This window comes from Cryobacterium sp. N19 (genome assembly GCF_002929595.1).
GTDB classification, from domain to species: domain Bacteria; phylum Actinomycetota; class Actinomycetes; order Actinomycetales; family Microbacteriaceae; genus Cryobacterium; species Cryobacterium flavum.
Genome location: NZ_PJJR01000050.1, coordinates 282,010 through 295,525, shown reverse-complemented (window position 1 = coordinate 295,525; position 13,516 = coordinate 282,010). Strand labels below are relative to the sequence as shown.

The following is a 13,516-nucleotide window of genomic DNA, read 5'->3' as shown; positions in this document are numbered from 1 at the left end:
CGGTTTCGTCAGACATCCGTCACATCTTGGCTCCGGGTTTGGTGGCTAAGTCAGGAGATCGGCGCTGACATGACCGATTGCCCCGCCTTCGTGCACCTTTCCGAGGGGATTTCCTGAATTAGCCACGGGGGAGGGACGGCGTGGGTACCGTTCGGGGGCGGGAGCGGCAGAAGTAGTGCAGTGTTAAGGGACTATGTCTTTGCTTGCGCGCCTCGAAAACGAAACCGACCCCGACGTTCTCTTCGAGGCGTTCGAATCCTGGGCGACCGACCAAGGCCTCACCCTGTACCCGGCCCAGGAGGAGGCGGTCATCGAGATCGTCTCCGGGGCCAACCTGATCCTCAGCACCCCGACCGGAACCGGCAAGTCGCTCGTGGCCGTCGGCGCGCACTTCGCCGCGCTCTCGGCCGGCAAGCGCAGCTTCTACACCGCGCCAATCAAGGCCCTCGTGAGCGAGAAGTTCTTCTCCCTGGTCGAAACCTTCGGCGCCGAGAACGTCGGCATGATGACCGGCGACTCGAGCGTCAACGCCGACGCCCCGATCATCTGCTGCACCGCCGAGATTCTCGCCAACCTGGCACTGCGTAACGGCGAAGACACCGAGGTCGACCTCGTCGTGATGGACGAGTTCCATTTCTACGGCGACCCGGAACGCGGCTGGGCCTGGCAGGTGCCGCTGTTGCTCCTGCCGCGCGTGCAGTTCATCCTCATGTCGGCCACCCTCGGCGACGTGAAATTCATCAGTGACGACCTGACCCGGCGCACCGGGCGGCCAACCGCCGTCGTCACCGGGGTGGAACGCCCGGTCCCGCTCAGCTACTACTACGAGCAGACGCCGGTGCATGAAACGGTCGAAGAGCTGCTGCACACCGACAAAGCGCCGGTCTACATCGTGCATTTCTCCCAGGCGGCCGCCCTGGAACGCGCGCAGGCCCTCGCGAGCGCCAAGGTCGCCACTCGTGAACAGCGCGACGTCATCGCCGAACTGATCGGCGAGTTCCGGTTCACGACGAGTTTCGGCAAGACCCTGTCGCGGCTCATCCGCATGGGAATCGGCGTGCACCACGCCGGCATGCTGCCCAAGTATCGGCGGCTGGTCGAGCAGCTCGCGCAGCGCGGCTACCTGCGGGTGATCTGCGGCACGGACACCCTCGGCGTCGGCATCAACGTACCGATTCGCACCGTGCTGTTCACCGCTCTCACCAAATACGACGGCGTGAAAATGCGCCAGGTGAACGTGCGGGAGTTTCACCAAATCGCAGGGAGGGCCGGGCGGGCCGGCTACGACACGGCTGGCACGGTGGTCATCCAGGCGCCGGAGCACGAGAGCGAGAACCTCAAGGCCATCGAGAAGGCCGGCGACGACCCGAAGAAGAAGCGCAAGATCGTGCGCAAAAAGGCGCCGGACGGCTTCGTGTCCTGGGGCGAACCAAGCTTTCGCCGTCTGGTCGATGCCGAACCCGAGACCCTGTCGCCCTCCATGCAGATGACCGCGGCGATGCTCATCAACGTGATCGGGCGCGGCGGCGATGCCTTCGCCCACGTGCACTCCCTGGTCTTTGACAACCACGAACCGTGGCGCCGCCAGCTGGTGTTGGCCCGACGCGCCCTGGGCATCTACAAGACCCTGCGTGAAGCTGGAATTGTGGAGCAGAGCGCGAGCGGCAGCATCCGTTTGACCGTTGACCTGCAGGCGAATTTTGCGCTCAACCAGCCGCTGTCACCGTTTGCGCTGGCCGCGTTCGAACTGCTCGACCCGGAATCGCCTACCTACTCGCTCGACATGATCTCGATTCTGGAGTCGACCCTCGACAACCCGCGGCCCGTGCTCATGGGGCAACAGTTTGCCGCCCGGGGTGAGGCCGTGAACGCGATGAAGCGCGAGGGCATCGAATACGACGAGCGGATGGCGCTGCTCGAGGAGATCACGCACCCCAAGCCGCTCGAAGAACTGTTGAACTACACCTTCGACACCTATAAGGCTTCGCAGCCGTGGATCGCGGACTTCGAGCTCCGGCCCAAGTCCGTGGTGCGCGATATGTATGAGCGGGCGATGTCGTTCGGCGAGTTCATCGCGTTCTACAAGCTGGCCCGCAGCGAGGGCGTGGTGTTGCGCTACCTCTCGGACGCCTATCGGGCCGCGCGGCAGACCATTCCCGACGAGGCCAAGAACGAAGACTTGCTCGACCTCATCGAATGGCTCGGCGAACTCGTGCGTCAGGTGGACTCGAGCCTGCTCGACGAGTGGGAAGAGCTGCTGCACCCCGACCTAGCCGCGCACGAAGCGGATGCCCACGCGATCCTGCCGCCGCCGCCTCGCCGCCTGACCACCAACGTGCGGGCCTTCCGCATTCTGGTGCGCAACGAGCTGTTCCGTCGGGTGCAGTTGGCCGCGCTGGAACACTACGACGAGCTCGGCGAACTCGATCGCGAGCATGGCTACTCGGCCGATGTCTGGGCAGACGCGATGGACGGCTACTTCGCCGAGCACGACGAGCTACTCACCGGCGGCAACGCGCGCAGCTCCGACCTGCTCATGATCGGGGAGGGCGTCGAGGAGTGGACCGTGCGGCAGATTCTCGACGACCCGGCCGGCGACCACGACTGGGGGATCAGCGCGAGCGTGAACCTGGCCGATTCCGACGAGCTCGGCGCGGCGGTCGTGCGCGTCACCGGGGTGAACCGCCTCTAGCGCGGCGTCGCGCAGGCGCGTGCCAGTGGATCTGCCCAGGACTGTGCCCGATCTCGGTGGCCGCTAACGAACCGACCTAGCGGCCACCGAATTCCGGCGCGCTCACCGCGGCGGGCGTCGGCGCGGGTGCTGTGGGCTACGCGCCGGGCGCGTTCAGCGGCGCCGCGGCGTCGGCGGCCCACTCGTTGAGCGAGCCGTCGTAGATCGATACGTGCTCATTACCGGCGCGGATGAGCGCGAGAGCACTCGCTGCCGCGGCGATACCGCCGCCGCAGTAGGTGACGAGGTGACCCGACGCACCCGCCGCTGAAGCCGTGACGGCTGGGGAAAGCGTTGCATCGAGCTGGTCACCGCGCAGGAACGCGTTCGTGGCAGGATCCACGAGCGTGCTGGCCGGCAGGCTGATGCTGCCGGGGATGTGCCCGGCACGCGGGCGGGAACCGGCCGTGCCGGCGAATTCCGCCGGCGGCAGGGAGCAAACGAGGGCGGCATCCGCTACGCCTGCCACGATGGACTCGACGAAGCTCTTGTCGACCCACAGCTCGGGACGCGGCGCTGCCGTGAACCCGCCGACGACCCGCGGACGCACGCCGCCGGTCGCAAAGGGGCGTGTTTCGGCGTGCCACTTGGTGAGGCCGCCGTCGAGCACGGCGACATCGTCGTAGCCAAAGGCGCGGAACAACCACCAGATGCGGGCCGCCCACTGGCCGACCACGGCGTCGTAGACGACTACGGTCGTGCCGTTGTCGATACCGACGGATGCCGCCGCCTTCTCGAACAGGTCGGCGTTCGGCCGGGAGAAATCAAATTCACCGGCCGGGTCGGAAAAGACGTCGAACAGGTCGGCGAACACGGCCCCGGGAATGTGCCCCTTGGTGAGGTAATCGTCACGACCGCTGAGGTAGCGGGGACCCGCCGCCCCCGACTCGGTCGTGGACGGGGCTAGCGCAAACACGGTGGCGTCGAGAATGACCAGGTTGTCGGAACCGAGATGATCGGCAAGCCACTGGGTCGAGACAACGGGGCTGGAGACAACGGGGCTGGACACAAGGCGCGAAGGCGGAACGGGAGAACTCATGGTGCAAGGCTAGCGGGGGCCGCCGACACCCGACGGAACCGGTGCCGGGTCGAGTCATCCGGCGACACAGTGGCCGGTGAAACTCCGGCCGGTTAGCGCGTCGTGGTCCAGTCCAGGTTGATGACCTGCTTGATGTAGATGTTTTCGCCGAGCCCCGGTACCGAGGGGTTCATGGTGAGCAGCAATTGCACCGGAATATTGAACCGCTGAGCGATGTCGAAGAACGCGTCGCCTTCGACGACGGTGTAGGTGAGTAGTGCGCCCGCACCGTCGGCGGTCGTGGTGCCGCGGGCTCCAGGCGTAGCGCCCTGGTCAGCGGCCGGCCCCTGCGGGAGCGGCACCGGCTCTGCGTTGGGAACGAGGTCGGGCACCGTCGGGTTCGGAATCAGCGCCGCCTCCTCGGTGGGAACGGGCGTCGGTGTCGGCGTGGGACTCGGTGTGGGCGTCGGCGTGACGGCCGGGGTGATGGTCACAGTGACGGCCGGAGCCGGTTCGCCGGCACAGCCAGCCATCACCACGAGCAGGAGAGCGGCAACGATGATGCCCCACGGGCGGCGTGCGAGTGTGCTGCGAATGGTTCAACCCTTTCAAGAGGCGCGATGCGACATCGTCGATGCACGCGTTCAGCCAGTTTAGGCTGCCGACATGGCGGCAACACGGAGCTGACTACCCCATTCAGGGGTGTCCGTCAGCACTCGATGACGTTCACGGCGAGCCCGCCCTCGCTGGTTTCCTTGTACTTCGTCATCATGTCAAGTCCGGTCTGCCGCATGGTCTCGATCACGGTGTCGAGCGAGACCAGGTGGGTTCCGTCGCCGTGCAGCGCCAGCCGGGCTGCCGACACCGCGGTCGACGAGGCAATGGCGTTGCGCTCGATGCAGGGCACCTGCACGAGGCCCCCGACCGGATCGCAGGTGAGCCCCAAATGGTGTTCCATGGCAATTTCGGCCGCATTCTCCACCTGTCGCGGAGTGCCGCCGAGCACAGCGCAGAGCGCGCCGGAGGCCATGGCGCAGGCCGCGCCCACCTCGGCCTGGCAGCCGCCCTCGGCTCCGGAGATCGACGCGTTGGCTTTGACCAGGGAACCGATGGCCACAGCCGTGAGCAGATACCGACGGATGCCGGCGGCATCCGCTCCGGGAACGAAGCGCAGGTAGTAGTGACCGACGGCCGGGATGATGCCGGCCGCCCCGTTGGTCGGTGCGGTGACCACCCGGCCGCCAGCCGCGTTTTCCTCGTTCACCGCGAGCGCGAAGGCGTGCAACCATTCGGTGGAGGTGTCGCGGTCGCGCAGCGGCAGCCCGTCATATTCCTCCAGGCGCATACGTACCGCCGCGGCCCGACGCTTGACCTTGAGGCCCCCTGGCAGCAGCCCCGTGTGACTGAGCCCGGCGTCGACGCAGGTGTGCATGGCGTCCCAAATGGCGTCGAGGCCCGCGTCGAGCGTTGCGGCACCGTGGATCGCTTCCTCGTTGCGGCGGGCAACCTCGCAGATGGTGAGCTCGTGCGCGTCACACAGCGCGAGCAATTCGGCACTGGAATCGTAGGGGAGTGGTTGAGCGACACGGGCCTGTGCGCTCGAGCGTTCGGTGCCGCGGCGGATGAACCCGCCACCGATCGAATAGAAGGTCTCCTCGAGCAGGGGCGGGGCATCCGTTGCGCTGTCGGTCGCCCAGGCCGAGAGGGTGAGCGCGTTGGGGTGGCCGGGCAGACGGGTGCGCGGCTCGAAGCGCACGTCGCTCGTGCTGATCGGAATGCGGTGCCCACCGAGCAGAGTGAGGGTGGCGCCATCGCGCAGGCCGGACCAGGCGAAACGCACCTGGTCGGGGTCGCAGGTCTCCGGGCGCAGCCCGGTCAGCCCGGCGAGGACGGCGTCGGGCGTACCGTGGCCGAGACCGGTTGACCCGAGCGATCCGAAGAGGGAACAGCGGATGCGTCCCACCTCGGCCAGACGGCCGGTCGCCACGAGGTCTTCGGCGAAAACGCGGGCAGCACGCATCGGACCCACCGTGTGGGAACTGGACGGGCCGATTCCGATGGAAAAGAGGTCCAGGGCTGAGACGTACGCTGTCACGGTCTTCATGGTACGGCACCCGCACGCGGGAGTTAACCCAACAATGCCCCGCACCCTGAGGTGCGGGGCATTACCCGAGAGGTCCATGGACCTGCCGAGAACGGTGGCTACGCGATGGTGAACGTGATGGTCGACACGTAGGGGTCGACGGCGGTGCTGCCGACCGCATCCGAGTAGTTGGAACGGAAGGTGTTGGCCGGAACGCTCAGGGCGAAGGTCGGGGCGAGCGTGAGGGTGCCCTTGCCGAGGGTCGTCGTGTAGACGAGCGACTGGGCGACGTTGCGGATGGTGAGGGGGCAGCCGTAGGCGCGGCGTCGGAACCGGTTCCGGCGGTGGTACTGCCATTTAACTGCATCAGGCCGCCTCCCAGAGGGGAAACGGCCTGAGGCAAGCTGGGTGGTGTTAGTGCGTGCGGAAGCGTTGCACCATTGGGCAATCGAACGGGTCACGCGCGGCCAGGCCCACCTTGTTGAGGTAGGCGATGACGATGCCATAGCTCTCGAAGACGCCGGTTTCGGTGTACTTCACGTTGTGGGAGATGCAGTATTCCTTGGCGATCTCCTGCGCCTTCCGCAGGTGCGGTCGGGCCATGTTCGGAAACAGGTGGTGTTCGATCTGGTAGTTGAGCCCACCCATGTAGGTGTCGATGAAGGTGCCACCGCGAATGTTGCGGCTGGTGAGAACCTGGCGGCGCAGAAAGTCGACGCGGCTTTCGGCCGGAAGCTGCGGCATCCCCTTGTGGTTGGGAGCAAACGATGCGCCCATGTAGACACCGAACACGGCCATCTGCACACCGATGAAGGCGAAGGCCATGCCGAGCGGCAGAAAGTAGAAGATGACGGCGAAGTAGGCGGTGATGCGCGTGACGAGCATCGTGATCTCGACCCAGCGTTCGCTGACCTTGTTCTTGCCGAAGACGGTTTTGAAACCCTGGATGTGCAGGTTGATGCCTTCGAACATGAGCAGGGGGAAGAACAGGTAGCCCTGCTTGCGGGTGACGATAGCGCCGAGCCGGCTCACCTTCTTGGCGTCTTCTTCGCGGAACACGATGAAGTCTGGCTCGATGTCGGGGTCCTTGCCGATGACGTTCGGCTGGGCGTGGTGCCGGCTGTGCTTGGTCATCCACCAGGCGTAGCTGATGCCGACGAAGAGGTTGGCCAGGACACGGCCGGCCCGGTCATTCGCCCTGCCGGAGGTGAACACGGCGCGGTGCGAGGCTTCGTGGGCCAGAAAAGCGAACTGGGTGAAGATGATGCCGAGCGCGCCGGCGATGATCAGCTGGTACCAGGTATCGCCGAGCAGAACGAACCCGGCAGCAGCGCCGAGCGTGGCCACGACGAGAATGGAGAAGACCATCCAGTAGAAACCGGTGCGACGGCCGAGAAGGCCGAGATTGCGCACGGTATGCAGGAGCGCCGAATATTCGGTTGTGGGGTTCTTTGTGTCTCCACCCGGCCGGGTCCTGATGATGCGGACCGAGGGTGCGGCTAGTGCTTCCGACATGAGGCCTTTGTGGATCGGGACTTCTCAGCCGGGACGTGAGCAATTACTCGTGGAGCAGATAATCGTCAGTCTACGTTCGCCGGAGCGTAATCCGTGCCTCATTCACACAGCATTCTCAGTCATTATATGCCAAAAATGGAATGTATCTGACCGATCTATCGCCAACTTGGCATCCAAATGTGGAGCTGCCAAAACGCGAATGGAGTCTGCATTCCGGTCCATTCCGGGAAGAAGAACGCGGTCAGCAGCAGCGCCACCCCGAGGCCGACAATGACGGCGCCAAGCGCTCCGACCCGCGGTTGGGGGTCATATTCGTACACCTGCGAATGTGCTGAATGCCGGTGTTCTGGCCTGGACAGTTCGGGAATTCGCTTGAGGAACATGCCGATGACGAAAACGAGGCCGAGCAGCAGATAGGGTTCGAACGCGATCGTGTAAAACTGAAAAACCGTGCGGTTCAGGTACATCAGCCACGGCAGGTAGCCGGCGACCATTCCCATGAGAATAAGGCCGACCCGCCATTCCCGGTATCGGGCCAGTCGGTAGACCAGGTAGAACAGCGCGGCGGTCGCCGCCCACCAGATCAGCGGGTTGCCGACCGAGGTGATCGCCTCGGAGCAGTTCTGAAACTGGCAGCCGAATTCGCCCTGACTGGAACCGCGGTAGTACATGCTGGTCGGGCGAATCATGAACAGCCAGGTCACCGGGTTGGCCTGGTACGGATGCGGCGTGGCGAGGCCCACGTGGTACGTGTATGCGGCCGCCTGGTAGTGCCAGAAACTCTGCAGGGTGTGCGGAACCCAAGCGAGCGGACCGGTCCAGGCCGCTCCAGCCCCGTCTGCCCACTCCCGGTAATACCCGCCGCGGGTGACGAACCAGCCCGTCCAGGACACGAAGAACGTGGTGACGGCCACGGGAACCAAGAGCAGGAACGTGGCGGGGGCCTGCTTCAGAATGGCGGCACTGGCCCAGAAAGTGACGCCGTTACGGCGCCGAGCGAGCGCGTCGACGACAACGAGGTAGACGCCGAAAGCGGCCAGAAAGTACAGCCCCGACCATTTCACCGAACTGGTCAGGCCGAAGGCGAGACCGGCGGCAAGCAGCCACGGTCGCCACCACAGGGTCGGGCCCCATCCGACGTCGCTCACCCCGGCCGTCCGGGCGGCCAGACGCGTCGCGTGCCATTGCCGATCCATCAGGATCGCCCCGAAACCGAGCAGTGCGAAGAACATCACGAAGTTGTCGAGCAGAGCAACCCGACTCATGACGATGGCATGACCGTCGATGGCGAGCAAAAAACCAGCGATCACGGCCAGTAGGCGCGACTGGAACAGCTTGCGGGCCACGAGCATGATGAGCACGACCGCGAGCACCCCGACCACCACGGTGGCCAGGCGCCAGCCCCACGGGTTGCCGGGACCGAGCAGGTTCATGCCGAGGGCGATGAGCCACTTACCGAGCGGCGGGTGCACCACGAACGACGGATCCGTCGTGAAGATGTCGGTCTGCCCGGCCTCGAACAAGGGATTGGCGTCGGCCGGCCAGGTGGACTCATACCCGTTATTGAAGAGGGTCCAGGCGTCCTTCACATAAAAGGTCTCATCAAACACGAGAGCGTGCGGCACGCCGAGGTTCCACAAGCGTAATCCGGCGGCCAGCAGGACCACGAGGAGGGGCGCGCCCCAGCGAACCCATCGACTAGTTGCGAGCACCTGACTATCGTACCGAGCAAGCGAAGAACGAAAGGCTCGCCCGAGGCTGCGAGAATTGCAGCATGATCATCCTTGCTGCCACCCCGATCGGAAATCTCGGCGACGCCTCCCGGCGCCTGATCGAGACCCTGAGTACCATCACGATCGTGGCCGCCGAGGATACCCGCGTCACCGTGCACCTGCTCAAAGCCCTCGGCATCGAGAATCGGCCCAAGCTCATTGCCCTGCACGACCACAACGAACGCGGCAAAGCCGCCGAACTGGTCGAACTCGCCCGCGACGTCGACATCCTCGTGCTGAGCGACGCTGGAATGCCCACCGTCTCCGATCCCGGCTTTCATTTAGTGGATGCCGCGGTGGCGGCCGGCGTGCAGGTCACCGCCCTGCCCGGGCCGTCCGCAGTCCTGACCGCTCTCGCCGTCTCCGGGCTGCCGACCGACCGGTTCACCTTCGAAGGCTTCCTGCCGCGTAAGCACGGTGAGCGGATCAAGCTGCTGCGTGACCTCGCCGCAGAACGCCGCACCATGGTGTTCTTCGAATCGCCCAACCGTCTGGCCGACTCTCTGCTCGACCTCGCGGCAACGCTCGGAGCCGACCGTCGCGTCGTGGTCTGCCGGGAACTGACCAAATTCTTCGAAGAGGTCAAGCGCGGCACGGCGGCCGAACTGGCCGAGTGGGCGGCGGCAGGCGTGCGCGGCGAGATCTGCATCGTCGTTGCGGGTGCTGAAGTGCGGGTACTGGACCTGGCCATGGGCGTGGCGGAGGTGCTCGACCTGGTGGCGGGCGGCATCCGCTTGAAGGATGCTGCGGCCGACGTGTCGGTGGCCAGCGGCCTCGGCAAGCGCGAACTCTACGAGCACGCGCTGCAGGCCAAGACCGGGGCATCCGCGCCGAAACCCGACCGGTCGGCCTTTCCGCTCGGTTAGGCCGAGGCCCGCCCGGCGTAACAGGGAGGAGAGGCGGTGGCCTGGCGCATAAGATGAACGCATGTCCGCTGGCTCTTTTTACATCACCACGCCCATTTTCTACGTGAATGATGTGCCGCACATCGGGCACGCCTACACCGAGGTCGCTGCCGACGTGCTCGCGCGCTGGCACCGGCAGTCCGGCGATGACGCCTGGCTGCTCACCGGCACCGACGAACACGGCCAGAAAATTCTGCGCACCGCCATCGCCAACGGCGTCACGCCCAAGGAATGGGCCGACCGTCTGGTCGAGACCGCGTGGAAGCCGTTGCTGGAGACCGTCAATATCGCCAACGACGACTTCATTCGCACCACCGACGAACGCCACGAGGTGAACGCGCAGAAGTTTCTGCAGCACCTGCACGATGAGGGTCATATCTACACTGGCGAGTACGAGGGCTACTACTGCGTCGGCTGCGAGGAGTACAAGCAGATCAGCGACCTCGTCGACGGCACCGGTGACTATGCCGGCCAGCCGGTCTGTGCGATTCACTCCAAGCCGGTGGAACTGCTGCACGAGAAGAACTACTTCTTCAAGATGAGTGCCTTTGCCGACCGACTGCTGGCCCTGTACGAGGAGAACCCCAACTTCGTGCAGCCGGAAGCGGCCCGCAACGAGGTCATGTCCTTCGTCAGGCGCGGCCTGAGTGACCTGTCGATCTCCCGGTCGAGCTTCGACTGGGGCATCAAGGTGCCGTGGGACGAATCGCACGTCGTCTATGTCTGGTTCGACGCTCTGCTGAACTACATCACCGCGGCCGGCTACGGCCAGAACGACGAGGAATTCGCGAGCCGCTGGCCTGCCACCCACATCGTCGGCAAGGACATTCTGCGCTTTCACGCCGTCATCTGGCCGGCCATGCTCATGGCCGCCGGCATCGAGGTGCCCAAGCAGGTCTTCGGCCACGGCTGGCTGTTGGTCGGCGGAGAGAAGATGAGCAAGTCCAAGCTCACCGGTATCGCCCCGAGCCAGATCACCGACACCTTCGGTTCCGACGCTTTTCGGTACTACTTCATGCGCGCCATCAGCTTCGGCCAGGACGGCTCGTTCAGCTGGGAGGATCTCTCGGCCCGCTACCAGTCTGAGCTCGCCAACGGCTTCGGCAACCTCGCGTCCCGCGTGATCGCCATGGTCGTGCGGTACTGCGACGGCGTCGTGCCCGAAGCTGGCGCGTTGACGGCCGACGACCTCGCGATTGCCGCGACCGAACAGCGCGTGACGGATGCCTCGCGCGCCTTCATCGAGACCCTCGCCATCCACGACGCCCTCGCGAGCGTGTGGGAACTGGTCGACGAGCTCAACGGCTACATCACCCTGCAGGAGCCGTGGGCGCTGGCCAAGAACCCGGAGACGCGGGCGCGCCTGGAGAGCGTGCTGCACACCGCCGTGCGCGGCCTCGGCACCCTCACCGTGCTGCTCTCGCCGGTCATTCCCATCGCGACCGGCAAGCTGTGGACCGCCCTCGGTGGCGACGGCGCGCTCGCCGACCAGCGCATCGACCGGGCCTGGGAATGGGCCGGCGGCGCACACGCCAGCCCGCTCGAGCCGCTGTTTCCGCGCATCGAATCGATCGTGGAGCCGGCCGATGCCTAGCGACGCGGTGCCCAGCGATTCCCTCACCAGTCTCGACGGAGGCGTCGACGGCTACGGCAGCGCCATTCGGAAGCGCGAGAACACTCAGGGCCGTGACCTGAGCTACCCGCCGCTGCCGGAACCGCTCACGGTGCCCGTCTACGACAACCACACCCATCTCGAAATCAGTGACGGCGAGCATCCGCTCAGCTATCGGGAACAGCTCGATCGCGCCTCGAGCGTCGGCGTGCGCGGGGTGATCCAGGTCGGCGGCGACGTGGAAACGTCCCGCTGGTCGGCCGCGTGCGCCCTGATCGAGCCGCGCATGCTGGCCGCCGTCGCCATCCACCCCAACGAAGCGCCAGCACTCGACGCGGCCGGCACCCTCGACGACGCCCTCGCCGTGATCAACGAACTCGCCGGACAGCCGCGCGTGGTCGCGGTCGGCGAGACCGGCCTCGACTTCTTTCGCACCGGCGAAGAAGGCCGCGCCGCCCAGTTTCGATCCTTCGAGGCGCACATTCGCATCGCCAAGGAGAACAACCTGGCGCTGCAGATTCACGACCGCAACGCCCACGAAGCCGTCATCGAAACCCTGCTCAAGGTGGGCGCCCCCGAACGCACCGTCTTTCACTGCTTCTCCGGCGACGCCGACATGGCTCGCCTCTGCGCCGATCATGGCTGGTATATGTCGTTCGCCGGCAACGTCACGTTCAAAAACGCCTCCATGCTGCGCGACGCCCTGTTCGCTGCCCCACGCAACCTGCTGCTGGTCGAAACGGATGCCCCCTTCCTCACCCCCCTGCCCTACCGTGGCCGGCCCAACGCGCCCTACCTGCTGCCGAACACGCTGCGCGGCATGGCTGCCCACCTCGAAACGGATGTCTCCCTGCTCTCCGCTCAAATCACCGCCAACACCGAGCTGGTCTACGGCCGCTGGGACGCCGAACCGGTCACGGCCGCCCACGACGATCCAGGCCCGGACCCCAGCCCGCGCGGCGGCATCGCATGACCGACGTTGCTGACGAGCCGAAGCCCGCGAAGACCCTCCTCGGTCCGGCTGAGATTCGCGACCTCGCCGAGATGCTCGGCGTCAACCCCACCAAGAAGCTCGGCCAGAACTTCGTCATCGACGGCAATACCGTACGGCGCATCGTCAAGGTCGCCCGGGTCGCACCCGGCGACACCGTGGTCGAGGTCGGACCAGGCCTCGGCTCGCTCACCCTCGGCATGCTCGAGGTCGGCGCCGCCGTCGTCGCCGTTGAAATCGACGACCGCCTGGCCGAGCAGCTGCCACTCACCGTCGAACTCATGCAGCCCGGCGCCAGACTGTCGGTCATCCGTGCCGACGCCCTGAAGATCACCGAGCTGCCCGGCGACCCCACCCGGCTCGTCGCCAACCTGCCCTACAACGTCTCTGTGCCGGTGTTGCTCTACCTGCTCGAGCACTTCGAGTCGATTCGCGCCGGTGTCGTCATGGTGCAGGCCGAGGTCGGCGAACGCCTCGCAGCCCCGCCCGGCAACAAGATCTACGGCAGCCCGAGCGTCAAAGCCGCCTGGTACGGCGATTTTCGCACCGCTGGCAAAGTAAGCCGCCAGGTGTTCTGGCCGGTCCCCAACGTCGACTCGATCCTGATCGCCTTCGAGCGTCGAAGCGCGCCGCTGGAATCCGAGGAGCTCCGGCTCAAGACCTTCGCGCTCGTCGACGCCGCTTTCCAGCAGCGCCGAAAGATGTTGCGGCAGTCCCTGTCGGTCGTCCTTGGGGACTCGGCCACGGCATCCGCTCTGATGAGCGCGGCGGGCATCGACCCCGAGGCGCGGGGCGAGCAGCTCACCGTGCACGATTTTCTCGCCATCGCGCGCGTCTGGTCACCCGCGTAGCTGCGGCGGCGGTCGGTGCGGGCACACGGGCTGGGCTA

11 protein-coding genes are annotated in these 13,516 nt (G+C 65.8%); 5 read left to right on the top strand and 6 right to left on the bottom strand.

What is annotated here, in order from left to right; genetic code table 11:
• Window positions 1-193: 193 nt before the first annotated feature.
• Window positions 194-2,692 (top strand): RNA helicase, encoded by a 2,499-nt coding sequence (locus CXY78_RS11065; RefSeq protein WP_104089361.1) that lies wholly within the window; start codon window positions 194-196, stop codon window positions 2,690-2,692.
• A gap of 136 nt (window positions 2,693-2,828) precedes the next feature.
• Here the strand turns inward: CXY78_RS11065 and CXY78_RS11060 are convergent, their stop codons facing one another.
• From CXY78_RS11060 to CXY78_RS11035, 6 genes are all read right to left on the bottom strand, one after another.
• Window positions 2,829-3,770: a sulfurtransferase gene (locus CXY78_RS11060; RefSeq protein ID WP_104089359.1), complete on the bottom strand. Its 942-nt coding sequence runs from the start codon at window positions 3,768-3,770 to the stop codon at window positions 2,829-2,831.
• 92 nt (window positions 3,771-3,862) lie between these two features.
• Complete coding sequence (locus CXY78_RS11055) at window positions 3,863-4,282, bottom strand: LysM domain-containing protein (RefSeq protein ID WP_134346371.1); 420 nt, start codon at window positions 4,280-4,282, stop codon at window positions 3,863-3,865.
• Between the two features lie 176 nt (window positions 4,283-4,458).
• The gene (locus CXY78_RS11050) at window positions 4,459-5,844 is read right to left on the bottom strand and encodes an L-serine ammonia-lyase (RefSeq protein WP_104089464.1); all 1,386 of its coding nucleotides are present in this window, start codon (window positions 5,842-5,844) and stop codon (window positions 4,459-4,461) included.
• A gap of 107 nt (window positions 5,845-5,951) precedes the next feature.
• Window positions 5,952-6,293: a hypothetical protein gene (locus tag CXY78_RS11045; RefSeq protein WP_104089358.1), complete on the bottom strand. Its 342-nt coding sequence runs from the start codon at window positions 6,291-6,293 to the stop codon at window positions 5,952-5,954.
• Window positions 6,247-7,347, bottom strand: a complete 1,101-nt coding sequence (locus CXY78_RS11040) for an acyl-CoA desaturase (protein WP_104089357.1) — start codon at window positions 7,345-7,347, stop codon at window positions 6,247-6,249. The genes CXY78_RS11045 and CXY78_RS11040 overlap by 47 nt, the downstream gene beginning before the upstream one ends.
• A 155-nt stretch (window positions 7,348-7,502) precedes the next feature.
• Window positions 7,503-9,059 (bottom strand): dolichyl-phosphate-mannose--protein mannosyltransferase, encoded by a 1,557-nt coding sequence (locus CXY78_RS11035; RefSeq protein WP_104089356.1) that lies wholly within the window; start codon window positions 9,057-9,059, stop codon window positions 7,503-7,505.
• A gap of 62 nt (window positions 9,060-9,121) precedes the next feature.
• Here CXY78_RS11035 and rsmI point away from each other — a divergent pair, with 62 nt between their 5' ends.
• The 4 genes from rsmI to rsmA all read left to right on the top strand — a co-directional run bounded on the left by rsmI (window position 9,122) and on the right by rsmA (window position 13,478).
• Window positions 9,122-9,985, top strand: a complete 864-nt coding sequence (rsmI, locus tag CXY78_RS11030; RefSeq protein ID WP_104089355.1) for a 16S rRNA (cytidine(1402)-2'-O)-methyltransferase — start codon at window positions 9,122-9,124, stop codon at window positions 9,983-9,985.
• Between the two features lie 61 nt (window positions 9,986-10,046).
• The gene (metG, locus tag CXY78_RS11025; RefSeq protein ID WP_104089354.1) at window positions 10,047-11,618 is read left to right on the top strand and encodes a methionine--tRNA ligase; all 1,572 of its coding nucleotides are present in this window, start codon (window positions 10,047-10,049) and stop codon (window positions 11,616-11,618) included.
• Window positions 11,611-12,609 carry a TatD family hydrolase gene (locus CXY78_RS11020; RefSeq protein WP_104089353.1) on the top strand — a complete coding sequence of 333 codons (999 nt, stop codon included), beginning with the start codon at window positions 11,611-11,613 and terminating at the stop codon, window positions 12,607-12,609. Before metG ends, CXY78_RS11020 begins: the two co-directional genes overlap by 8 nt.
• Window positions 12,606-13,478 carry a 16S rRNA (adenine(1518)-N(6)/adenine(1519)-N(6))-dimethyltransferase RsmA gene (rsmA, locus tag CXY78_RS11015; protein ID WP_104089352.1) on the top strand — a complete coding sequence of 291 codons (873 nt, stop codon included), beginning with the start codon at window positions 12,606-12,608 and terminating at the stop codon, window positions 13,476-13,478. The genes CXY78_RS11020 and rsmA overlap by 4 nt, the downstream gene beginning before the upstream one ends.
• Window positions 13,479-13,516 lie beyond the last annotated feature (38 nt).